The organism is Amycolatopsis sp. NPDC058278, assembly GCF_042881395.1.
GTDB lineage: Bacteria > Actinomycetota > Actinomycetes > Mycobacteriales > Pseudonocardiaceae > Amycolatopsis.
Window position 1 is genome coordinate 29,355 of the sequence record NZ_JBHVXZ010000072.1, and the last position, 21,795, is coordinate 51,149.

Here is a 21,795-nt window from a genome sequence, read left to right on the forward strand (position 1 = left end):
GCTGGCGGCCAGTTGCACGGTCAGCGATCGCAGCAGGTTCGTCGGCCGGCGCGGCGCGGTGGCACGGGGATCCGTCGGTTGCCAGGTCGTGGGACCACCGTGTTGCCGGCGATAGGACCACCTTGCGGCTCGGCGTTGTTGTAAGAACACGTTCTCGATGACGGTGCCTGCGCGTCGGTCTCCTCCTGCCGCGAATGCCCTCTTCTGCCGATGATCGGGCACTCCAAGTGCTAGGCGTTCACCTCGGCTGGAGCGCTCTTGGTCTTGCGGAACCGCCCGATGATCGCCGGCAGGAGCAGAAGCAGAAGCATGTAGTACCCCGCGTGCGGCACCAGCGCGGCCACCACAAACGCGGCCGCCAGCAAGGCCGTGTTGACGGACGTGTCGAACAGCGGCGCTCGCGCCAGTTCGCTGTCTTCGTCGCGCAGGGTCGGGTCGCGCCGGATGACCAGCACCATCGCCAGCTGGAACAGGGAGGCGGCCAGGATCGTGCCGATGTAGAGCGAGGAGGTGAACCGGTCATTGCCGTACAAGCCCGCCACCTCGGTCGGGAACGGCAGCACCACGATCGTCAGCACCCAGCCGAAGTTCGCCACCATCAACGGCCTGCTGTACGCCCTCACCTGCTCGAACACGCGGTGATGCACGACCCACAGCCGAGCGATCACCGCGAAGCTGAGCAGGAAGCTGTAGATCTTCCACTGGTTCTCGCTGATCAGCTCGGCTGAATCGAGGTGCTGCGCAACGGCGTCCGGCACGGCCTCGACCAGCGGCAGGACCAACAGGGTGATTGCGATCGCGACGACGGCGTCGGTGAAGAACACCAGCCGTTCGGGGGATCTGTTCTGGGACATTCCAGGATCGTAGGCGGTTCAGCCATCCAGGCGACGCCGTCGTGAGACCACCACGCTCGACGTGACAGCGACGGACCCGCCGCGTTCAGCGAGGGGAGAACCCAGGGAAGCGGTCACGGGACCGTCGCGGTTCATCCGCACATGCCGCGTGGCGCGTTCGCTGGGGAAGTGCGCTCACCGTCCTGTACAGATGTCGGAGCCGGCCTCCACCCGGGCGTCGGCGGCGTCACGTCCCGCGGGCCTGGCAAACAAGCGACCGCTGGGCCTGCCGTGGGACACGCCGCAGGCAGCACCCGCACCGCGTCCGGCCCAGAGCCACCCTCGGGTCGTGCCCCCTCGGCTCCGGCGGCCGGGACACAGCAAACGGCTCCGCGGCCAGCGGCCCTTGGACGGCAGGGTCGAGCTTTCAGGCCGACCGGCTCGACGGGCACCGCGGCGGCCAAGCCGACTCCTGGTGCGAACCCGTCGGCGCAGCAGCCGCAGAGCCCGGCGAAGCCGCAGCGGGCTACCGCCCCGACCTTGTCGCACGCGGACATCTCCGGGTCGCAGCAAAAGCCGGACGAGCCGAAAGACTGACCGCCCACCAAGTGACGAGCACGGGCAGCACACCCGCGTCCCCGACTTCATCGCCTCGTACCCGTGCCAGACCTTCTCCCCCGCCGGGAAGGGCGCCGGGCGGAAGGCCCTCGACTTCGACCTCATCGGCATCAAGAGCCTCGAAGGCTGCCAGGTCGTCGACACGTCCGCCTTCACCGACGAGGGGACCACCCTTGTCCTCGAGCCGCTCCGGTGGCTCCTCGCGCTCGTCGACCTCGGCGCCCCGGCGGAGTGGGTCGCGTTCGAGCAGGTCCCACCGTGCTCCCGGTCTGGGAGGCGAACCGGTCGTATCCGGTGCAGGAGGTCAGCTCGGCGGCGTAGCGCCAGGTCTGCGGAAACGTTCGGCTGGCAGGGGTGGTGAACCGGCGTAGCAGCTCCTCGCGGCCGAGGACCCATTCGTGGTCCGGGTGTTTCCGCCACTGCAGGACCAGCGACTGCTCCAGGGCGTAGGCGCTGGCGTAGAGGGACAGGGCATCGAGGGCAGGGCCGTCAGGTGCGGGGGTTCGAGGACGTGGCTCGGACCGGAGCCGACGCGATCACGAGGAGCCGACGATGGGCTCGTCGACCAGCGGGATGCCGCCGCGGAGGCGCTCGAGGATTTCCAGGGTGGTGTCGACGTAGCTTCGGTGGGGCTCGCGCGCGACGAGGGTCTGCGCGGCGAAGCGGGCACCGGTCAGCGCTCCGGCGAGGGTCACGACCTCGATGTCCTCGGGGGTGCGGCCGAGCGCGGCGGCCACGAGGCGCGCGGTCTGCTCGACGTCCCACGCGCCGCGGGCCCGCAGTGCCGCGGCGATCTCGGGCACGGTGCGCGCGAGCCGCATCCGCAGCTCCTCGTGGGCCCGCTTCTGCTCGCCGAGCTCGGCGAAGGTGGCGCGGATCGCCTCGATCAACGCGACCAGCAGCGGGGTGCCCACCGGGACCGAAGCGAGGGCCTCCTCGAACAGCGGGTCGACGTCGTCGAACAGGACGACGTCCTCCTTGGTGGCGAAGTAGCGGAAGAACGTGCTGCGGGCGACCTCTGCGGCGCCGGCGATGTCTTCGACGGTCGTTGCCTCGTAGCCGCGCTCGGCGAACAGGCGCAAGGCGTGGCGCTGCAACTCGGCGCGGGTGCGCGCCTTCTTGCGTTCGCGCAAGGATTCCACCGACGGAGTGTGACACACCCTCCCGATATCGGACGGGGTCTTCTTTGCGACTAAGTCCCATTTTCCTGGTAGCGTGGCGGTCATGGAGATGGACACAGATGTCACGGTCGTGGGGGCCGGCCCGACGGGCTTGGTCGTGGCGGGCGAGCTGGCCCGGCGAGGCCATCGGGTAACGGTGCTGGACAGCGCGGCGGCGCCGTTCCCGGGTCCGCGTGGCAACGGCATCCAGCCGCGGACCTTGGAGGTGCTCGACCCCCTCGGGGTCACCGACCGTCTCGTGGCATTGGGGACGTTCAGGCTGCCGTTCCGCCAGTACGCGCTCGACGGCACGACGCGGGAGCGAGACCGGCATCCCGGGCTCGAGCCGACGCCCGGCCAGCCGTTCGCCCGGCCGCTGATCATCCCGCAATGGCGGACAACGCAGGTGCTGCGTGAACAGCTCGCCGAGTTCGGTGTCACGGTCGAGCAGAACGCTCGCGTGGTTGCCGTGGAACAGGACCAGGACGGGACCACCGCCATCCTCGACGACCGGCGGCGCCTGCGCTCGCGCTACCTCGTCGGCGCCGACGGTGGATCGAGCACAGTCCGGAAGGCGCTCGGCGTCGGCTTCCTCGGCGAGACCCACGACGCGGTCCGGATGCTGCTGGCCGAGGTCGAGCTGGACGGGCTCGACCGCGACCATTGGCACACTTTCGACCTCGTCGGCGCCGGGTTTCTCTCCCTGTGCCCGATGCCGGCGAGCCCGACCTGGGCGCTGGGGCTGCGCTCGCCCGACCCGGACGTCCGGGCCGACGAGGCGACGCTGCACACCGTGGTCGACGGCATCCGCCCGCGGGTGCGCCTGCGCCGGATCGGCTGGTCCTCGATCTGGCGGCTCAACGTGCGGATGGTGGACCGCTTCCGCGTCGATCGGGTGTTCCTGGCCGGCGACGCCGCACACGTGCACTCACCGGCCGGCGGCCAAGGCCTCAACACCGGCATCCAGGACGCCGTCAACCTGGGCTGGAAGCTCGCCGCGGTGCTCGACGGCGCCGAGGACGCCCTGCTGGACACCTACGAGGCTGAGCGCAAACCGGTGGCCGCGGCGGTTCTCGGGCTCTCCAGCGAACTCTCCCGCCACGTGCTCAGCACCGGTGCCGGCGGCTACGCCGATCGCCCGGCGGCCCTGGCCCGCCAAGGGCTACAGCTCGACATCAGCTACCGCACCGATCCCGACGCGTCCGGCCTGCAACCGGGCGATCGCGCTCCGGACGCCCCACTCGGCGACACCACACTGTTTCTGCTGCGTCGACAAGCCAGCTGGACGGTCCTGGCCTTCGACGGGCCCATGGAACCAGTCGACGGTGCCCAGGTTCTCGACGCTGACGCTCTCGACGTCGACGGCTACTTACGTCGGACGTACGAGCCCGTTCCCGGCGAGCGCATCCTGATCCGTCCAGACGGTCACCTGGGGTGGCGCGGCACCGGCGCAGTGCCGACGACCGGCACAACGGGCGCCCTCGGGTACACCACACAATTGTCGGGCGGTTCAGGCGTACCGCGCAGGTAGATACAGACCACAACGAACGACCCGAAACGACCGCGCTGTCTCCGCATCGCACTCATCTGCCGCGATGGGGACGTTAATCAGCGTAGGTTTGAGGGCCACGCGTCACAGACGTTCTGCGGCAGCACCGAGGGACACCATGATCACGGTACCCGCTCCGGTGACCGGGAGGTCGGCCAGCACGTGGGCCAGCCGGGGACCGTCGTAGCCGGCGTCAGCGACCAGCAGCATGTCCGGGTCTCCCAGCCGCCAATGCCCCGCCGCGACCAGCCGACCCACGACATCACGGATCTGCCGGGCAGTCACGTTCGCGGCGTTGTCGCCGGGGGTGAGCCGGACCGCGTCCAGCGGCGCGGTCCACGAACTCCGTCCGGACTCGAGCGCGACGACGACGGAGTAGGGCCAGCCCGGCACCATCATGTGCTGGTCTTTGCCGCGGCCGTAGGTGTGACACAGGATCCGCTGCCGGCTGGTGTGTGCCTCCGGCCGTAGCCAGCAGGTCACGTCGACCGCCAGCACCAGCCGCCCGTCCGCGGCCCGCGGCAGCGAGACCCCGCTCAGCGCGGTGCGTAGCCGATCGACGTCGACACGCCCGCGTGCCAGCGCGGCGTAGCCGCTGCCGTGGCCGCGACGGTGCTCACCGGCCAGCGACAACTCCGCGACCGAGCGCACCGGCCCATCAGCACACAACACCGCCTCGGCCAGCTCGAACAACGCATCCGCCCGCCGGTTCAGACACTCATAGACCTGCTGCCGGAACCTCGACAGCTCCCCATTGGCACGCCTGTCACCGGCGTCAGGCACACTGATCACCGCAGCCCTTGATCGATCTTCCAACTGTCGCAAGAAGGAATGATCGACCAAGGGCTGCACTCATGATCGACAGGGGCAGGCAAGCCCCACCCGAACGTTAAAACTCAAGCTAGTAGATTGTCGCGGCTAACTCTTGGGGTACAGGTGGCGGAGTTTGGCGCGTGCGTCGTCGGTGAACTGGCCTTCGATCCGAACATCCGGCCGGCGATCTGTCCGACCAACGGGATCGAGAGCGTCCACGTCAGCATCTGCCGCGCGGTCAAGATCGCCTTCGAGACCGCCTTTCCTGCACCCGCGAGTAGTCCCTCTTCAACCCGAGTCACACCGTTCATTCGCCAGCTGATGATCCTGCGCGACTATCGGCTCGCCACGAGCACGCTCGCCGACACCGTTGGCTCGATCGGCGAGCGTGCGAGAAAGCGCATCGCGCGACATGCGTCACGCCGGCTGGACGCCCGAACCTCGACACATCTGTTGGGCTCGAGGTCACGTATACTGGTAAAATCCGTTCCCGTTCTTGCGACCCAACAGGCCTTGATTCAGCATCCGGGACAGCAATGGTGGCGGTGCGTACAGCGGTTCCTCGAACTCTTCGTACAACGCTCGTGCCACAGTCGCGACGATGTCGAGGCCGATCAGATCAGCCAGCTTGAGCGGTCCGATCGGATGGGAGCATCCGTGGACCATGCCCTGGTCGATGACCTCGGGAGTGGCGATGTCCGCCTCCACCATCCGTATCGCGGCGAGCAAGTACGGAATGAGAAGCATGTTCACTATGAACCCCACCCGGTCAGGCGACCGGATTACTCGTTTCCCCAGCGTTTCCACAATGAACGATTCGGCTCGGGAGCAGACTCGCTCATCGGTCAGATCCGAGGCCACCAGCTCGACGAGCGGGAGTGCCGGGACCGGAGTGAAGAAGTGCAGGCCGAGGACCCGGTCGGGTCGATCGGTCGCCTGGGCCAGCCGAGCGATCGGAATGGACGAGGTTGTCGAAGCGAGCACGGCCATGGGATCGATGACGATCTTCTCCAGCTTCGCGAAGACGTCGAGCTTGACGGGCTCCTGTTCCGCGACGGCTTCGAAGACGAGCTGCCTGTCCGCCAGCGCCGCGAAATCCGTAGCCATGTGCACCCGGGACATGACGGCGTGCTGTTCCTCGCTCGTCAATTTGCCTCGTCGTACGCTGCGGTCGAGCGAATCGAGCAGGCGCTGTCTCCCCGCCGCCGCCGAAGACTCGGACCTGACGGCTACCGTCACGTCCAGCCCGGCCCGGGCACACACCTCGGCGATGCCGGATCCGACGAGTCCGCAGCCGACCACACCAACCCGGACGATCTCACTCATCAGGCCTCCTTTTCCGTACCGGCCGCCCACCGGAGCAGGCACGATCCGATCGCCATTCCCGCCCCGAAAGCGGTGAGCAAAACCAGGTCACCGTCGTTCAGGGCCCCCGACTCGTTGGCGTCGTCGAGCGTGACCGGAACCGAAGCGCTGCCCACGTTGGCGTACTTGCCGAGGGTGAGGTGGACTCGTGACTGCGGTACGTCGAGCCGTTCGGCGAGCTTGCCGAGCAGGATGCCGTTCGGCTGGTGCGGCACGAAGTGGTCCACCTGGTCCATGTCGAACCCGGCCCGGGCCACCAAGCGACGCAGGGCGGGTGGCACCTGCTCCAGCACGAAATCGCGGACACGGTGACCTTCCATCCGGACGTAGTGCCCGCCCGCCGCCACGGTCTCGGCTGATGACGGCAGCCTGCTGCCGCCGGCCTCGATCCTGATCAGGTTGTGCTCATCCCCCCGGCTGGCCAGGTCCATCTCGAGGATGCCGTACCCGGGCGGTACCGGGCCGAGGACCACCGCTCCGGCGCCGTCGCCGAACAGGATCGAAGAACGGAAGTCGTCGTAGTCCAGGCTTCTCGAGTAGAGATCGGCGGCCACCACCAACGCGTAGCCGTCCGGGCACGTCGCGAGCAGGCCTCGGGCCAGGGCGACACCGTAGACGAAGCCGCTGCAGACCACGTTGATGTCCATGCAGGCCGCGCGGCGCGTCCCGATCGCGTCTTGCACCACGTACGCGGTCGGGGGTAAGGGGAAGTCGCCGGTCGACGTGGACACGATGAGGTAGGCGATGTCGTCGGCCGCGATCCCGCTGCGCTCGAGTGCCGACTTCGCCGCCAGGGCGGCCAGGTCCGAGGTGGCCTGATCGGGTGCCGCATACCGGCGCGTTTTGATCAGTGTCCTTTGCTCGATCCATTCCGGTGTGACGCTCACCTTCTTCGCCAGGTCGGCGTTGGTGACCTCGTCGTCCGGGAGGTAGGAACCGGTCGCGAGGATTCCGGTGCTGATTCCGGCCATGGGGAAACCTTTCTTCAGATCCACTCGTGCCGATCAGCTGGGGACGTGTGCGGCCTGCCGTGCTTCGCCGACGCCGAGATGTTCGGACACGGCCCGTCGCCAATGGGTGAGCCGGCTTTCGCCGATGGTGGCGCGGAGACCGGGATCGGTCACCCCCAGGCCTGGCGCGGGAGCCATACAGAGCATGCCGATCTTCCCCACGTGTCCGTTGGTCTGCACCAGGCGGGCAGCTTCACCGACGCGGTCGAGCGGGTACGCCTCGGACAGCACGGGAACGAGCCGGCCCAGCTGCACGAGCCTGTTGCATTCCCATTGTTCCTGCAGGTTGGCGATGTGGCTGCCGACGATCCGCTTGAGGTTCATCCACAGGTACCGGTTGTCGTACTCGTGCTGGTAGCCGGTGCTGGACCCGCAGGTGACCACCATTCCGCCACGCCGGACCACGAAGACGGAGGTGCCGAACGTCGCCCGCCCCACGTAGTCGAACGCGACATGGGGATCTTCGCCGAGCTCGCCTCGGATCACGGCACCCAGGCGCTTGCCGAGCTCGATCTGCCCCGCGCCCGGCTGGTCTTCGCCGATCCCCAGGTCATTTCGGTTGATCACCAAGTCGCAGCCGAAATCCTTGAGGAGACGGGCTTTTTCGGAAGAACCGACGACGCCCACCGCGATTCCGCCGCCGTTGCGCACGAGTTGCACGGCAAACGCTCCGAGGCCGCCTGTCGCTCCCCAGATCAGGGCGATGTCCCCCTGTTTGATCCGTGCGCCGTGGCCACTCACCAGCATCCGGTACGCGGTCCCCGCGCACAGCGTGGTGGAGGCGGCCTCCTCCCAGCTCAAGTGGCCGGGCTTGGGCAGCAGCTGACTGGCCCGGACCACGGCGTAGTGTGCCAAACCACCGAAGTTCGTCTCGTACCCCCAGGCCCGCTGGCCGACGCCGAGCATGCCGTCGGCGTGGGTGCTGGGTTCCTGGTCGTCCACGTAGGCGGGATTGACGACCACGTGGTCGCCGACCTGCCAACGCCGTACGCCCGGGCCCACGCGCACGACGACTCCCGCGGCGTCGGAACCGATCACGTGGGTGGGCAGGTCGTGCCGGGCCGCGTAGCCGCCCTGCCGGCCCAGCCGCCGGAGAAGGGAAAACGTCGACACAGGTTCGAACATGGCCGACCAGATCGTGTTGTAGTTGATCGAGCTCGCGAGGACGGCGATCAGTGCTTCGTCCGGCGCCAGCGGGGGCATGGGGACGAGACCGACGCGCAGCGAGTCGCGCACGTCCTTGTCCTGGCGATCGCCGAACATCCCGGCGTCTTCGGCACGCAGGTGCACGGCTCGGTACTGATCCGGCACCTTCTCTTCGAGGAGTTCCGCCCGAGAAGCGCCTGCGAGTACGGCTTCTGCCAACGTGTCCATTGCTCTCCCTTCACGATGCGATCCGGCTCGGCTGTCCGCGTGTGGCCGCCGGACTGCTCGCCTGAAGTGGGGTGAATCGGTGGGGTGACCGAGCCTCAACGACGATCCGCGCCCGACCTGCCACCCAGCGGTCGGCCATGGATCGGCGCTGGCGGTGATATCGCGGGACAGGGGTGAGGAACAGGCGGGTGTCCGGGCTGGAGGGTCCATATCGGCTCGTCGCCGGGCGGGGCGCACAACCGCTGGACGAGAGCGTCGGCCACTTCGGCGGGCGCCAACAGTGGAATTCCCTTCTGCTCGAGGTGACTGCGGAAGTCACCGAGCAGAGGCTTGTCGACGAACGAAGGACACAGCGCGGCGAGGTATATGTTGCTCCGAGCCAGACGCTGGCTGGTCGCCCGGACGAGTCCGTTCACCGCGGCTTTCGTCATGCTGTAGAGGGGGAACTGTCCGTATCCGGTCACGCCGGCCAGCGAGGACGAGACGGTGATCGCGCCGCCGCCGGCGCGGCGCAGAGCCGGCACGGAAGCCTCCAGCGAGAAGACCACGCTGTCCACGTTGGCCGCCACGACGCGGCGGTAGGCGGATAGCTCGAACTCGGCGATGTCCCGGCAGTCGCCGCGCGTTCCCACGCCCAGGTGAACGAGGTCGAGGCGGCCGAATCGGTGCTCCGCCGCCGCCACGGCCGACCGGCAGGCCCCGGCGTCGGTCAGATCGGCGACGAACGGCAGGGCCCCTGTCTGGTTCGCGAGGTGTTCGAGGCGATCTCGGTCGCGGCCGCACACGAGGAGGTTCACGCCTGCCGCACTCAGCCGGTGGACCACGGCCGTGCCGATCGCACCGGCAGCGCCGGTGACGAGGGCAGTCTTTCCGGCCAGCCGGTCCGGCGCGCCGATACGTCCCGCGGGGGTGGTCAACGGTAAAGTCCTTCCGGGTCCAGGGAGGCCAGGATCGCCCGTTCCTCGCCAGTGGGGGCTGCTTCGGCTTGCACCGGCCGAGTGGGCGGGGACCACCGGGTGTGGGCGAGGGTCAACTCGCGGGGCTCCACACCGCTGTCCGCGTCATCGCAGGAAGGAAGCCAGGTGGCGAGCGTGAAGGGGTCCTTCCGGGTGACGCGGGTGAAGGACCCGAACTGGCTGAAGACCGCTTGCACACGTCCTCCTGGAGTGGTGATGTGGGCCACTGCCGGCACGTAGCGCTTCCGCGAGGCCTTGGCCACCACGACGATGTCGGATTTCGTCCCCACGTCGTTGGCACCACCCGGGCCGGTGAGCCAGCGCCCGTCCGGGAGGAATGCCGTGTTGACCGAGCCGGTGGAATCGATTTCGACCGCCCCGACGACACCGAGCGACCTCTCGGAGCACCCGACGACGCCGCCGAGGATCTGTTCGATACCCGCGGTCATCGTGCTTCGGTCGGCGTGGCGTTGACTGAACAGGAAAGGGTCACCGGAGTCGGGAGTTGTCCCGTAGAAACCGAGCTCGGCCAACAGGGCGGTGCGGATGCCCTGGCGTGCCAGGAGTTCGCCGGCCGTCCATGCCGCCATGTGGGCCGAACCGACCCCGGCCAGGATCGTGTCGTACCCGCGTTCGCGCACGAGCTTCACGATGCCGCGCGCGGCGAGGATGATCAGGTTTTCCTGTTCCGTGCACGGGTTCTCTTCGGGCGTGGCCGGCGGCCCGGCTGCCGGCGGGCGCGCTGAGCCGCCTGCCAAGGCATGCAACCGGTCCTGGCCCAGGAGACGGAGGTAGCCGAGGTGCCCGTCCGGATTCCGGACCCAGCGGTGGTACCAGGCCTGAGCGGTCTCCGGCGAAGCGCAAGCCGTGCTGATTTCGGCGAGAAACGAGTAGTCGTCGAGGTAGAAGTCGGGTAGCCCGGCGAGCCGAAGGCACCGCAGGGATTGGGGATGCCCTCCCCAGGGTGCTTCGCACAGGCCGATGACCTTGACGCCCGGAACCTTCACGTGCTCCGGCATCGCCGCGATGACACTGTCGGGGACTATGCGTTCGACGGTGGCTATGACTCCTTGGGAAGCCGCGTACGCGGCATGGGGACCTTCGCCGTACGGAGGGCAGAGGACGATGTTGCCGTGCCGGTCGGCCAGGACGCCGTGCAGAAAGGTGACGTCGGGCTTGAGCGCGGGGACGAGCAGCGCGGGCGGGGTGCCGGGCAGCCGGGTGAGTTCCGGCGGCGACTCTCCCGTCGCGAAGGGGAGCTGGCTGCCCACGAGTGAGGTCGTCACGGCATACGGCAGCCTGCTGGCCGCAGCCGCCAACCGCTGGGTGTGGCTGAGCAACGACCAGACCTCAGCGTGGAAGGGGATGCCCTCCTTCAGCCGGGAATAGAGCCGGCAGGGCCGGGGCAACGGATAGGTGTCCCCCAGGAAGCACGTGGTGACGTGCTTGACGGCTCCGGAAAGCGCCAAGGCGTGCGCGCTGGAGTGCACGGAGGCCACGCTCACCGTGAGGCTGCGCCGGTCGGCGAACACCCGGCACATGGCGTAGAGGAGCGCGTTGGGGCGCCCGGTGGTCGTGGTGAGGTGCACGCGCATGCCGTCCCGGACGAAGCGGCGGACGAGATCGTCAGGAGTGTGCATCACTACCGGGCCCATGCGTCCTCCTTGCCCTTCACGCGGGTGCTGCGGCATCGACAGCGCCCAGGGCCACGGCGGACATCTGACTGCCCAGCGCGAAGCACATGGACATCGCGAGATCGATCGACGCCGATCGCGATCCTTCGACCACGTGGTCCAGATCGCACGCCGGATCGGGAAGGTCGCAGTTGATCGTCGGCGCCAAGCGCTGGTGGCGCAGCATCAGCGCCGTGGCGGCCAGGTTCACCAGGCTGGAAGCGCCCATCAGATGGCCGAAGATCGGCTTCACCGATCCCAGTGGCGGCCACTGAGACCGTGGTAGCTCCTGGCACAACCGCATCACCGCACGACTTTCGGCGAGATCGTTGAGGCGCGTGGCCGTGCCGTGCCCGCAGACGTAGCCGACCTCTTCCGGCCGCCTTCCGACACTTCCCAGGAGGCTGCCCAGCAGGTCGGCGGCCGCCTTCCCCGAGCTGTCCATGGAGGTGGGATGCGCTGCTTCGCTTTGATTCCGGACGTCCAGAACGGTGGCGTATCCGTCAGCGCCCCGCCGGCGCACCTCGGTGGCCCGTTCCAGGCACAGCGCGACCGCTCCCTCACCGAGGATGAATCCGTTGCGGCGCTCGTCGTAGGGTTTGACCACCTTGGCGGGATCGGTCCCCGACTTCGCGACGACGCCGTCGCCGGCCGACGCCCACTCCCTGATCATCCAGGGCACCAACGGGAACTCGTGTCCCACGACGAACACGACGTCGGCCGCCGACGACCACAGCAGCCTCAAGCCGAGTTCCAAGGCGTGGTGGCCGCTGACACAGGCGCTGCTGAAGGTGGTGACCATGCCGCGAAAGCCGAGGTTTATGGCCGCCATGGCGGCGGGCGCACCCGGGAGACCCCGCAAGATCCGGCTCGCACTCGGCGGCGAAGACGGTACGTCCGGGGAGAGGACGGTGTGCCAGGACTCCAACGGTCCCCGTGAAGACGCGCCCAGGACGGCGATCCGCCGAGGATCGGTGTCCACGTCCGAACGTCCGGCGTCGGACTGCGCCTGCTGGATCGCGGCGAGAACGGCGAGCATCTCCCGGCTGAGCTTGGCGGTTTTCGCCTCGCTCAGACCCCGGAGCTGACGCCGGCAGATCGCGTGGTCGACCTCAGCGGCAAAGGGCACACCCGTCTCCCGTGAATCACAGCGGGTGAGCCATCCGCACTGGGACCTGCCGTGGTGCAGGACGTCCCAAAGATCCGTCACGTCCTGGACGCCGGGCAGGATCGCACCTATGCCGCTGACCACCACGGTCCGGTCCGGGGCGCATGGCGTCGTGGTCATCCGGATCTCCTTACTTCGCCGGCATGCCCGAAGGCTCGGCGAGTCGAGTACAGAGAAGGCCGTCGAGTCGCGGATGGATGTCCCGGCCCGGCCCGGTCAGCGTTGCCTGACGTAGCGGCCGGGCGCCGGCTCCGCGGCCGGGTAGAGGTCGCTGCCGACCGGAGGCGGCGTGCGCCTGGACTCGGCACGTTCGGCCAACCAGTCCGACCATGACTCCCACCACGACTTCTCGCGCCGTTCGGCCGCTGCCAGCCAGAGTTCAGGAGTCGCCGCGTCCGCGGATCCGCAGTGATGGAACGCCTTGGACCCGGGCGGACGGATGACTCCGGTGACGTGACCACCGGAGGTGAGCGCGAACCGGACCTCACCGCCCAAAAGCCCAGCCGTGCGGTAGGCCGACTCCCAGGGAATCAGATGATCTCGGATCGCGGCGGCCACGAACACGTCCTGTCTGACGTCCGTGAGATCAACTTGCCGGCCGGCCAGCACCAGCTCCCCGAGAGCCAGCTGATTTCGCAGGCAGACCTGGTCCATGAACTCGTTGCACAACGCGGCGGCCATGTTCGTGCAGTCCTCGGTCCAAGCCAGGATGTCCGAGACCGGCGGCGGTTCGCCGAGCAGCCACCTCCGGGCTATGTGGTCCCACACCCGGTCGTTCGGCCTCAGGATGTCGAACAGGTCGCCGAGGTGTCTCCCGGAGAGGTAACCCCGGTCGCGGACCATCCGGGTGAGCCGGTCGATCAGTGCGGGATCACGGAAGTTCTCCAGCACGCCGAGGTCGGCGAAGTCCGCTGTCGTGTTCAGCAGCGTCACGCAGCCGACGCGTTCCCTCCTGCCGGCCGCCAGCCAGGCCACCACGAGGAGAGCGAGTGTGCCGCCATTGCAGGGACCGACGATGTTCGTGCGGGGCGATTGGGTGATTTCCTCGATGGCGGCCAAAGCTTCGAGTGGCCCCTGCCGAAGATAGTCGACGAGTCCGAAGTCCCGAAGTTCCGGACCCGGATTGCGGAAGCTGATGGCGAACACCGTATGACCCTGCCGGACCGCCCACTCGATCAGACTGCGGCCCGGCGCGAGATCCATGATGTAGTACTTGTTTATCCATTGCGGGATGAACAACAGCGGAATGCTGTACACGTCTTCCGTCTGGGCGTCGTACTGGATCAACTCCATGACCTGGTTCCGGTAGACCACCCTGCCCGGAGTCGCGGCGAGGTTCTCGCCGAGAACGAAGGCCGACGTGTCCGTCTGACGTGGACGCGCCCCGTTGTGGACCATGTCTTCGATCAGGTTGCCCACACCGTTGAGGAGCGACGCCCCACCGGTACTGGCTGCCTGATGCAACGCTTCCGGGTTTCCGAGCAGGAAGTTCGGCGGCGACAACGCGTCCAGCAGGAGTCGCAGGACGAAATCAGCCCGTTCCCGCTCGCGTGCACCGAGTCCGGCCGCGTCGAGCAGATGACCGGCGAACTTTCCGGAGGCCAGGTACGCGTGCCGAAGCAAGCGAAAGTAGGCGTTGCTGTCCCACGCCGCATGCTTCAACCGGTCATCGTCACACTCGACGCCGATGGTCTCCGGCTCGGCAGCGTCATCGGTGCTCCGAACCGCTTCACGAGCACCGGAAGCCAGATCTTGCCAGTAGTGCTTGACTGCCCACATGGCCTGCGGCCAGTTCTTGGCCGCTCCCGTGAGCACAGGGCACAGTGACGAGGCGACCCAGGCTCCTGCGGCGACGATCGGCTGCAACGTCGTCATGGGCGATGGGATCGCGTGGCCGTCGGCACCGCCGGGGATGTCGTCGCTGGTCGATGACCGCATCACACCTCCAGGAGCAATCTCAGCGGCCCGTTTTCACCGCATCGTCAGAGTCAGAAAGGAAGCCTTCGATCGCCTGCAGGAACTCCTCACTGGCTTCGACGTGCGGCGCGTGGCCGCACCACGGGAACAAGTGCAAACGTCCCTGCGGCACCCGCCGGGACGCACGCAAGCCGTGCCAGAACGGGATGACCCTGTCCAGCAGGCCCCACATGACCAAGGTGGGCATGCCCAGCTCGCCCAGGCGCTCGTCAACCAAGCACTTCTGACCCAGCGGACCCAAACACAGTTTGGCCGTCGCGTGCGTTGTCTTGAGGGCGCGCCGGCCCCGACCCGCTCGCAGCTGGGACTTCCACCACGAAGGCGGAACACGCCAAGGTTGGGACGTGCTGCTCAAACCGGTGTCAAGCGTCTGGAAAAGTGCTCCTCCCGGTAACATACTCGCCGCCAGGACCACGTCTCCCAGTGGCGTGGCCGCGAGCGCGATCTGGCGCAAGCCGATGCTCCGCCCCAGTCCCGCGCTGTCGACCAGAACGAGCTTCGATACCTGGTCCGGGTGAGCGAGCGCGATGTTCATCGCGACCAGGCCGCCCATGGAGTGTCCGACGACGACCGCGGTACCTGCGTCGACGGCCTTGAGGAAGGACCAGACGCGCCGCGCGAATTCCTGCGGCGTGGGCTCACCCGCTCGGTCGCTTTCGCCGTAACCAGGCATGTCCGGAGCCAGCACCCGATTCCGGGTCGCCAGCGCGGGAATCACCCCGTTCCAGTCCCGGCTGCTCCCGCCGTTCCCGTGTAGCAAGACAATGGCGGAACCCGAACCGGCTTCCAAATAGGCCAACTGAGCACCGTCGATCATGACTTTTCGATCCTGCGTTCCGTATGGCGGGCGTCCCAGGTCCACGTCCATGATCACTCCCGTTTGAAAGCCCAGTGAAGCAGTTGAATTTGCCCGGTGCCATGTGACTCTTCGACAATATCAGGTGCTCCCCGGATTCCGGCTGCACAGAATGTCTGACGCCCGAAAGACTTGGCTGATGTAAGCCTTTTGGTTGACACCCGCTGCTGACGATCAGATTCACTACTCTTCCTGTTTGAGGACCTCGATAATCGCCTCCGAGCGACTGGAGACGCCAAGCTTGCGGTATGCAGCGTAGAGGTGACTTTTGACCGTTGCCTCGGACATGCCAAGCCGACGTGCGATCTGACGGTTCGAAAACCCTTGGCTGAGTTGCGCGATGACCTCCTGCTGACGCGGTGTCACCGTCATTCCCTGGCGGGAGAGGTGGGGAACCTCCGACGTTCGTGGCTTGATGTCGTCGGAGGTGGATGCACAGCGCCGCTGCAGCAAGATCGTCGATCGGAGAATGTTTATCTGCGCTTCCAGCGCATCAAGGATGTTCAACAGTGCACCCAAACAAAGGTCGTTGACTGACTCGTGCGAACCCGCTGACATACCCGGCCTTTCCTTGCATATGCCGCGCTGACTTAGATCAACAAAAGACGGACATATGCACTTGCCCCTCCTTCGATGGTACGGACGAGTCGACACCCCACCGCTGCCCGACAAGCAGAAAGCGGAATGAAGGTTGACAACCGATCGTCCGCCGAGGAGTACGACAGGACCAGCGGTTGCACATCTTTTAGACGAGCCGGCAAGTCCCGCGGGCGTTCCGAATATAGGCACGCCAGGCGGAGCGCCTCCATCGGTACCAGGACTCCGACTTTCGCCGCAGAACATGATGAGCCGCACACCACCTCCTCACATGCCCTCGCCGACAGTCGTAGACAGGCAGAGGCTAAAGCTAACCACGACCATAGGATGACAACAGAGCCGATCAGGCCATTCCCATAACCCTCGATTGGGTGACATTAAATACGCTCCGTCACAGCCACAATTCCTCGTTGCCCAAAGCTGGTCTATCCGCGACCTTCCTTCCGGCGAAATTCCGCGCACTGCCACAAGAGGTTGAAATTTTCGCGATGCCGAAATCTGTACCGCGCGAGCCGAAGGTGGTTGAACGCGATGTCGGATGTGGTGGTGCGCGCCGACCGCCTCTGGGGCGGGCGCTCGGAACTACCCCGTGCCTGCCGAAGTCGTGGCGCGTAATCGAGGAACGGAATGAACTCTTCCCAGGCGTTGCGTCAGAGCCGGATCATCGCCGCGTGCTTCTTCCTCCACTTCCCCCTCGAGCTCATCCAGCGCGATAGCCGCGGCGTCCGGACGGGTGCGGTGCAGATAGGTTTGGTGTCCCGCTTCACCGCGTCCCAATCCTGACGCGCGACCAACCGGAAGGTGTGGGTCGGCCCGCAGCGCGGTGCTGGTGTTGCCACCGGTCCGTTTATGCGGGCCGCCCCGCCGAACCCGGCGTGCCCGTTTCCGTGCACCGGGCTCTCGACGAGTGCCGTTATGCTTTCTGGACCGTCCATGGGTTTGGGACCTTCGGGCCCCGGAATCGGTAACGCTGGATGCTGACCGTTGCGGGTTGGAAGAGCCGGACTCCGTTGCTGGTGGGCCACCACTGGCCGGAGCCGTAGCAGTGGCGGATGATCCACGCGCGTTCCGGTTCGGGTGCTTGTAGCGCAGCCAGCGCCAGGCCCGACACCATAGGTGGTGGTTGAGGGCGCCGAACGGCCACGACCCGCACCGGGGCGGCGCAGGCGAGCGTCAAAGCATTCGGCGGCGGGTGGGAGGGGCCGCAGTTCGTGCTCACCCACCACGCCCCACCGCCGGTTCCCGGCGTGACTTTCGTGGGTGATCTGCAGTCGGCTGTCGCTGCGGCTGCGGAGGCTGCCGGGGAGAAGTACGTCAACGTTCTCGGTGCCGATGTGGCGCGGCAGTGTCTCGAGGCCGGGGTGTTGGACGAGATCCTCGCGTTGCCCGTTCCGGTGCTTCTCGCGGCTGGGGTTCGGATTTTCGAGCGGGTTGGTTCTCCTGTTCCGCTGGAGTCCATTGGGCCTTGCTGGTATCCGACGCTTGCTTCTCTCTCGGCCGCCAGCCCCTGCCCGCGCTGACGGAGATCCTTGGCGCGCTCCACGACGTCCTAGACGACCGCGACGTCGTGATCAACGCGGCCGGTTCACTCCCCGGCGACCTCCAGATGCTCGGGGTGAAGCTGGCCGCCCCGGACCGCGAGGTCGTCGTCCTCGTCGGCGACGCCTCCTACCTCATGATGGCCCAGGAGCTGGTCACAATGGTGTCCGAGGGGCTCAAGGTGATCGTCGTGGTCGTCCAGAACCACGGGTTCGCCTCGATCGGCGCGCTCTCGGAGTCCTTGGGCTCGCAACGGTTCGGCACGCAAGGCGGCCCACTCGCCCTGGTCTCGGCCGACTTCGGCCCGGCCACGGAGCGCATTTTCGGCGCCGCACGCGAGGCCCTCGCGAGCGGCTTGACCACCGGGCTGATCGTGTGCGCGGTCGCGTCGCTGGCCGGCGCCCTGATCACCCTGCTGGTGATCAAGCCCGACGCCACCCGGACGGTCACCGGCACCGAACCCGCCACCGCCCTCGCCTGAGGAAACAGCACCGGAACGGGACGGTGCACCGGGAACGGAACAGCCGCGCCCGATCGGCCCGCGGCGGCGTGGTGCTCGACATGGCACGCGCTGGACCTGGCCAAGCACGCGATCACAGTGAACGAAAAGAATGTGCCGATCGGCCACGTCGCCACGATCGCGCTCCGCCCTCCTGAACCGCCACTACCACGCCACCGGCGAACGACGCGCACGCCGTCACGCGAGAACGGAAGCCCCGCACATCGACGTCCACGTGACCGGAAGCCACGTCACGCTCTCGGGCACGGTCTCCTCCTCGGCCGAGCGCCGGGCAGCCGAACAAACCGCGTGGTTCGCCGCCGGGGTGACCGCGGTCGACAACCAAGTGACGCTCTCAGGCTAAGGCGTCACCCCCCAGCCGGCACCCGCTGCCACTCCCCCGTGCGGGTGCCGGCTCGGCGTGCGCGAGCCGGGGTTGCGGCTGATCATCCCGGTCGTCGACGTCCTGCGCCGGGGTGCCGTTGCGGATCATCACGATGCCGATCCAGTCCCAGGGCATCATCACCCGCGACAACGTGAGCGTCGACGTGTCCGCGAGCACTGTTCATCGCCCGACGGTACGAGCCGCCGTCGTTCAGGTGATGAGTTTGTCCAGGGTGATCGGCAGGTCCCGGATCCGGACGCCGGTGGCGTTGAACACGGCGTTGCCGACCGCGGCCGCGCTGCCCACCGCGGCGAGCTCGCCCAGGCCGCGGGCGCCCGTGGAGCTGAAGGCGGTGTCCGCGTAGTCGATCCAGCCGACGTCGATCCGCGGGATGTCGGCGTTGATGGCGACGAGGTAGTCGGCGAGGTTGGCGGCGGCGAGGCGCCCGGTGTTCTCCTCCACCGGGTTGGTCTCGAGCAGGGCGGCGCCGATGCCGAAGACGATGCCGCCGACCAGCTGGCTGCGAGCCGTCCGGGCGCTGATCACCTGGCCGACGTCGACGACGGTCGTGAAGCGGCTGACCCGGGGTTCGCCGGTGAACCGGTTGACGCGCACTTCGCAGAAGTGCGCTCCGAACCCGTGCGCCACGAGGGCGCCGGGTGGGGCCGACGCGCCCCGCGTCGTGATCTCGATACCCGGCAGGCCGGCCAAGCCGATGATCTCGCCGAAGGAGACCGACCGGCCGTTGCCCTCGACGCTGCCCCGCCGGTAGGTCAGCGACGCGGGGTCGGCGCCGTGGAACGGGGATCGCTCGGTCCGGACGGCCAGCGCAACCAGCTCCCCGATCAGGGATCGGGCGGCGGCTTGGACCATGGGGGCGACCGCACCGGTGGCCCGCGATCCGACGGCGGCCTGGCCCGCGGGCAGCGCGGAGTCACCGAGCTGGACGACCACGCGGTCCGGCGGGATGCCGAGTGCGTCGGAGGCGACGATCGAGGCCATCGTGTACGCGCCGGTGCCGATGTCCGGGGTCGCGGTGGCGACGACGGCGGTGCCATTGTCCCGCAACGTCACCCGTACGGGTACGTCGGACCGGCCGGCGGGGTAGATGGCGGTCGCCATCCCGGTCCCGACGAGCCACTCGCCGTCGACCCGGGAGCGGGGAACGGGGTTGCGACGGGCCCAGCCGAAACGTTCGGCGCCGACGCGGTAGCACTCGTCGAGCCGTTTGCTCGTCCACTTCCGATCGGTGCCGGGGACGGTGGTCGCGTAGTTGCGCAGCCGGAGCTCGACGGGGTCCATCCCGAGCGCGACGGCCAGTTCATCCATGGCCGTTTCCAGCGCGAACATGCCCGGTGCCTCGTTGGGGGCCCGCATCGCCCAGGTCGCCGGGGTGTCCAGGGGAACCAGCCGCTCGTCGATCGCGAGGTTCGGCGTCCGGTACAGCACGGCCGTGGTGTCCGAGGCGGGTCGTTCGTTCCAGCCGCCGGCGGCCGGCATTTCCGCGTGGCACTGGTGACTGACCGCGTTGAGCACCCCGTCCCGTGCGGCGCCGAGCCGGACCCGTTGCTCGAGGGTCGGCCGGTGCCCGGCCAGGACGAAGACCTGCTCCCGGGTCAGCGTGAGCTTGACCGGGCGGCCGAGCGCGCGGGCGGCCGCGGCGGCGAGCATCCCGTCGCTCCAGGTCGGGACCCGGCTGCCGAAGCCGCCGCCGACGAAGGGGCTGATGACCCGGATGTTCGCCACGTTCACCCCGAGGCGCTCGGCGAGGGTGGCCGCGTAGTTCGCCGGCCCCTGGCATCCACTGTAGACGGTCACGTGGTCGTTCTGCCAGACCGCGGTCGTGCTGTGGGGCTCGATCGCGACGTGGCTCTGTGGCTGCTGGGTGACGGTGACGTCGACGGTGACCGCACTCGCGCGGAGCGCGTCGTCGATCGAGGCCACGCCGGGAGCGAGCACGGGGGCCGGGAGCGCGGTCCCGGCGGCCGGCACGCCCGGCATCCCGGCGGCGAGGGAAGTCCGGGCCGGGACGACGTCGTACTCGGTGGTGACGAGCGCGGCCGCGTCCCGCGCCTGCTCCACGGTCCCGGCCACGACCAGCCCGATGACCTGCCCCCGAAAGCGGACGTCGCGGTCCTGCAGCGGTGCGTAGGTCTCCCCGCGAGACGCCGCGTAGAGCCGCAACGAGTTGAAGGGCGTGTAGACGGCGAGCACACCGGGAGCACGGCTCGCCGCCTCGACGTTCATCGAACGGATGCTGCCTCGCGCCACCGTGCTCAGCACGACGTGGGCGTGAGTGAGCCGGTCGGCCCAGTCGGCCGCCCAGTGGTCCGCGGCGTAGCGGGCACCGCCGGTCACCTTGAGCCTGCCGTCGACGCGGGCGACGTCGGCACCGAGAGGAGTGGTCATCGGGCCTCACCGAGCCCGGTGAGGGCGCGCACCAGCGTGCGGCGCAGCAGGGCGGGTTTGAACGCGTTGTGCCGCAGTGGGCGTGCGCCGTCGGCCGCCCGTGCCGCGGCGGCCTCGTAGGTCTCGGCCGTCGCGGGCCGCCCGATCAGCGCCTGCTCCACGGCGGTGAGCCGCCACGGCGTGCTGCCGACACCACCCGCGGCGACGCGCGCGTCGAGGATCACGCCGTGTCCGATGTGGAGGGCGATCGCGGCCGAGGTGAGGGCGAATTCGTAGGACTGCCGGTCGCGGACCTTGAGGTACGCCGAGCGGGCCGCCCACGGCAGGTGCGGCACGGTCAACCCGGTGACCAGCTCACCCGCGCGCAACTGGTTCTCCACATGCGGCGTCTGGCCGGGCAGCCGGTAGAACTCGGCCAGCGGAAGAGTTCGCGGACCGGTGCGTCCCGCGAGATGCACTCGGGCCTCCAGCGCCACGAGCGCGACGGCCACATCGCTGGCGTGGGTGGCGACGCACGCGTCGCTGGTGCCGAGGATGGCGTGCATCCGGTTGTGCCCGGCGATCGCGGCGCAGCCGCTGCCCGGCGTGCGTTTGTTGCAGGGTGTCGACACGTCCCGGAAGTAGGAGCACCGCGTCCGCTGCAGGAGATTGCCGCCCATGCTGGCCATGTTGCGCAGCTGGGCCGACGCGCTGAGCTCCAGCGCCTGGCTGATCACCGGGTAGCGCGACCGGATCTCCTTGTGCCGGGCGACGTCGCTCATCCGTTCCAGCGCCCCGATGTGCAGCCCGTTCCGGTCGACGGTGACGCCGTGCAGGGGAAGCCGGTTGATGTCGACGACCCGCGACGGCGTCAGGACTTCCAGCTTCATGAGGTCCACCAGCGTCGTGCCCCCTGCGACGTACGCGCTGCCGTCGCGGGCGTCGCGCAGGGCCCGGTCCACCGAACCCGGTCTGGTGAAGTCGTAGGCACGCATCAGGACATCACCGCGCGCGCGTCCTTGACCGCGTCGACGA

At 68.2% G+C, this 21,795-nt stretch carries 18 protein-coding genes; 3 read left to right on the top strand and 15 right to left on the bottom strand.

The genetic code is table 11. The features are described 5' to 3' along the window. Positions 1–230: 230 nt before the first annotated feature. Positions 231–854: a TMEM175 family protein gene (locus tag ACFVYA_RS31465; protein ID WP_387050140.1), complete on the bottom strand. Its 624-nt coding sequence runs from the start codon at positions 852–854 to the stop codon at positions 231–233. Between the two features lie 1,133 nt (positions 855–1,987). Next, on the bottom strand, positions 1,988–2,593 hold the full coding sequence (locus tag ACFVYA_RS31470) for a TetR family transcriptional regulator (protein ID WP_387050141.1): 606 nt from the start codon (positions 2,591–2,593) through the stop codon (positions 1,988–1,990). Positions 2,594–2,675: 82 nt separating this feature from the next. Here ACFVYA_RS31470 and ACFVYA_RS31475 point away from each other — a divergent pair, with 82 nt between their 5' ends. Further along, on the top strand, positions 2,676–4,142 hold the full coding sequence (locus ACFVYA_RS31475; RefSeq protein WP_387050143.1) for an FAD-dependent monooxygenase: 1,467 nt from the start codon (positions 2,676–2,678) through the stop codon (positions 4,140–4,142). 102 nt (positions 4,143–4,244) lie between these two features. On the opposite strand, the gene ACFVYA_RS31480 is transcribed toward ACFVYA_RS31475, so the two are convergent. From ACFVYA_RS31480 to ACFVYA_RS31525, 10 genes are all read right to left on the bottom strand, one after another. Beyond that, entirely contained in the window at positions 4,245–4,985 is a 741-nt protein-coding gene (locus ACFVYA_RS31480) for a transposase (protein ID WP_387050145.1), read from the bottom strand. Between the two features lie 453 nt (positions 4,986–5,438). Next, positions 5,439–6,299 carry a 3-hydroxybutyryl-CoA dehydrogenase gene (locus ACFVYA_RS31485; protein WP_387050147.1) on the bottom strand — a complete coding sequence of 287 codons (861 nt, stop codon included), beginning with the start codon at positions 6,297–6,299 and terminating at the stop codon, positions 5,439–5,441. Continuing rightward, positions 6,299–7,309, bottom strand: a complete 1,011-nt coding sequence (locus ACFVYA_RS31490) for a 3-oxoacyl-ACP synthase III family protein (RefSeq protein WP_387050148.1) — start codon at positions 7,307–7,309, stop codon at positions 6,299–6,301. Before ACFVYA_RS31490 ends, ACFVYA_RS31485 begins: the two co-directional genes overlap by 1 nt. 33 nt (positions 7,310–7,342) lie before the next feature. Then, a complete protein-coding gene (gene ccrA, locus ACFVYA_RS31495) occupies positions 7,343–8,722 on the bottom strand; it encodes a crotonyl-CoA carboxylase/reductase (protein WP_387050150.1) in 1,380 nt (459 codons plus the stop codon). Between the two features lie 95 nt (positions 8,723–8,817). Further along, positions 8,818–9,639 (bottom strand): SDR family oxidoreductase, encoded by an 822-nt coding sequence (locus ACFVYA_RS31500; RefSeq protein ID WP_387050152.1) that lies wholly within the window; start codon positions 9,637–9,639, stop codon positions 8,818–8,820. Further along, a complete protein-coding gene (locus tag ACFVYA_RS31505) occupies positions 9,636–11,369 on the bottom strand; it encodes a CoA transferase subunit A (protein WP_387050154.1) in 1,734 nt (577 codons plus the stop codon). The genes ACFVYA_RS31500 and ACFVYA_RS31505 overlap by 4 nt, the downstream gene beginning before the upstream one ends. Beyond that, positions 11,350–12,639 (bottom strand): beta-ketoacyl-[acyl-carrier-protein] synthase family protein, encoded by a 1,290-nt coding sequence (locus ACFVYA_RS31510; protein ID WP_387050156.1) that lies wholly within the window; start codon positions 12,637–12,639, stop codon positions 11,350–11,352. The genes ACFVYA_RS31505 and ACFVYA_RS31510 overlap by 20 nt, the downstream gene beginning before the upstream one ends. A gap of 96 nt (positions 12,640–12,735) precedes the next feature. Beyond that, complete coding sequence (locus ACFVYA_RS31515) at positions 12,736–14,457, bottom strand: PHA/PHB synthase family protein (RefSeq protein ID WP_387050158.1); 1,722 nt, start codon at positions 14,455–14,457, stop codon at positions 12,736–12,738. Between the two features lie 19 nt (positions 14,458–14,476). Next, a complete protein-coding gene (locus ACFVYA_RS31520; RefSeq protein WP_387050160.1) occupies positions 14,477–15,364 on the bottom strand; it encodes an alpha/beta fold hydrolase in 888 nt (295 codons plus the stop codon). A gap of 171 nt (positions 15,365–15,535) precedes the next feature. Continuing rightward, positions 15,536–15,859, bottom strand: a complete 324-nt coding sequence (locus tag ACFVYA_RS31525) for a response regulator transcription factor (RefSeq protein WP_387050162.1) — start codon at positions 15,857–15,859, stop codon at positions 15,536–15,538. Between the two features lie 1,555 nt (positions 15,860–17,414). Here ACFVYA_RS31525 and ACFVYA_RS31530 point away from each other — a divergent pair. Both ACFVYA_RS31530 and ACFVYA_RS31535 read left to right on the top strand, forming a co-directional pair. After that, the gene (locus tag ACFVYA_RS31530; protein WP_387050164.1) at positions 17,415–17,969 is read left to right on the top strand and encodes a thiamine pyrophosphate-dependent enzyme; all 555 of its coding nucleotides are present in this window, start codon (positions 17,415–17,417) and stop codon (positions 17,967–17,969) included. A 130-nt stretch (positions 17,970–18,099) separates the two neighbouring features. Beyond that, entirely contained in the window at positions 18,100–18,351 is a 252-nt protein-coding gene (locus tag ACFVYA_RS31535; protein WP_387050165.1) for a BON domain-containing protein, read from the top strand. Here ACFVYA_RS31535 and ACFVYA_RS31540 read toward each other — a convergent pair. Genes ACFVYA_RS31540 through ACFVYA_RS31550 form a run of 3 tightly spaced genes read right to left on the bottom strand, consistent with a single transcriptional unit; the run spans position 18,343 to position 21,755 of the window. Continuing rightward, entirely contained in the window at positions 18,343–18,549 is a 207-nt protein-coding gene (locus ACFVYA_RS31540) for a hypothetical protein (RefSeq protein ID WP_387050167.1), read from the bottom strand. The genes ACFVYA_RS31535 and ACFVYA_RS31540 overlap by 9 nt on opposite strands. Before the next feature lie 33 nt (positions 18,550–18,582). Further along, positions 18,583–20,781, bottom strand: coding sequence for a xanthine dehydrogenase family protein molybdopterin-binding subunit (locus ACFVYA_RS31545; RefSeq protein WP_387050168.1), 2,199 nt, complete (start codon positions 20,779–20,781; stop codon positions 18,583–18,585). Continuing rightward, positions 20,778–21,755 (bottom strand): FAD binding domain-containing protein, encoded by a 978-nt coding sequence (locus ACFVYA_RS31550; protein WP_387050172.1) that lies wholly within the window; start codon positions 21,753–21,755, stop codon positions 20,778–20,780. The genes ACFVYA_RS31545 and ACFVYA_RS31550 overlap by 4 nt, the downstream gene beginning before the upstream one ends. Positions 21,756–21,795: the final 40 nt, after the last annotated feature.

Coding starts and splice junctions, on each gene's coding strand:
- ACFVYA_RS31465 (WP_387050140.1), bottom strand. CDS start 854: ATGTCCCAGAACAGATCCCCCGAACGGCTGGTGTTCTTCACCGACGCC.
- ACFVYA_RS31475 (WP_387050143.1), top strand. CDS start 2,676: ATGGAGATGGACACAGATGTCACGGTCGTGGGGGCCGGCCCGACGGGC.
- ACFVYA_RS31485 (WP_387050147.1), bottom strand. CDS start 6,299: ATGAGTGAGATCGTCCGGGTTGGTGTGGTCGGCTGCGGACTCGTCGGA.
- ACFVYA_RS31490 (WP_387050148.1), bottom strand. CDS start 7,309: ATGGCCGGAATCAGCACCGGAATCCTCGCGACCGGTTCCTACCTCCCG.
- ccrA (WP_387050150.1), bottom strand. CDS start 8,722: ATGGACACGTTGGCAGAAGCCGTACTCGCAGGCGCTTCTCGGGCGGAA.
- ACFVYA_RS31505 (WP_387050154.1), bottom strand. CDS start 11,369: ATGCCGCAGCACCCGCGTGAAGGGCAAGGAGGACGCATGGGCCCGGTA.
- ACFVYA_RS31510 (WP_387050156.1), bottom strand. CDS start 12,639: ATGACCACGACGCCATGCGCCCCGGACCGGACCGTGGTGGTCAGCGGC.
- ACFVYA_RS31515 (WP_387050158.1), bottom strand. CDS start 14,457: ATGCGGTCATCGACCAGCGACGACATCCCCGGCGGTGCCGACGGCCAC.
- ACFVYA_RS31520 (WP_387050160.1), bottom strand. CDS start 15,364: ATGGACGTGGACCTGGGACGCCCGCCATACGGAACGCAGGATCGAAAA.
- ACFVYA_RS31535 (WP_387050165.1), top strand. CDS start 18,100: ATGTGCCGATCGGCCACGTCGCCACGATCGCGCTCCGCCCTCCTGAAC.
- ACFVYA_RS31545 (WP_387050168.1), bottom strand. CDS start 20,781: ATGACCACTCCTCTCGGTGCCGACGTCGCCCGCGTCGACGGCAGGCTC.
- ACFVYA_RS31550 (WP_387050172.1), bottom strand. CDS start 21,755: ATGCGTGCCTACGACTTCACCAGACCGGGTTCGGTGGACCGGGCCCTG.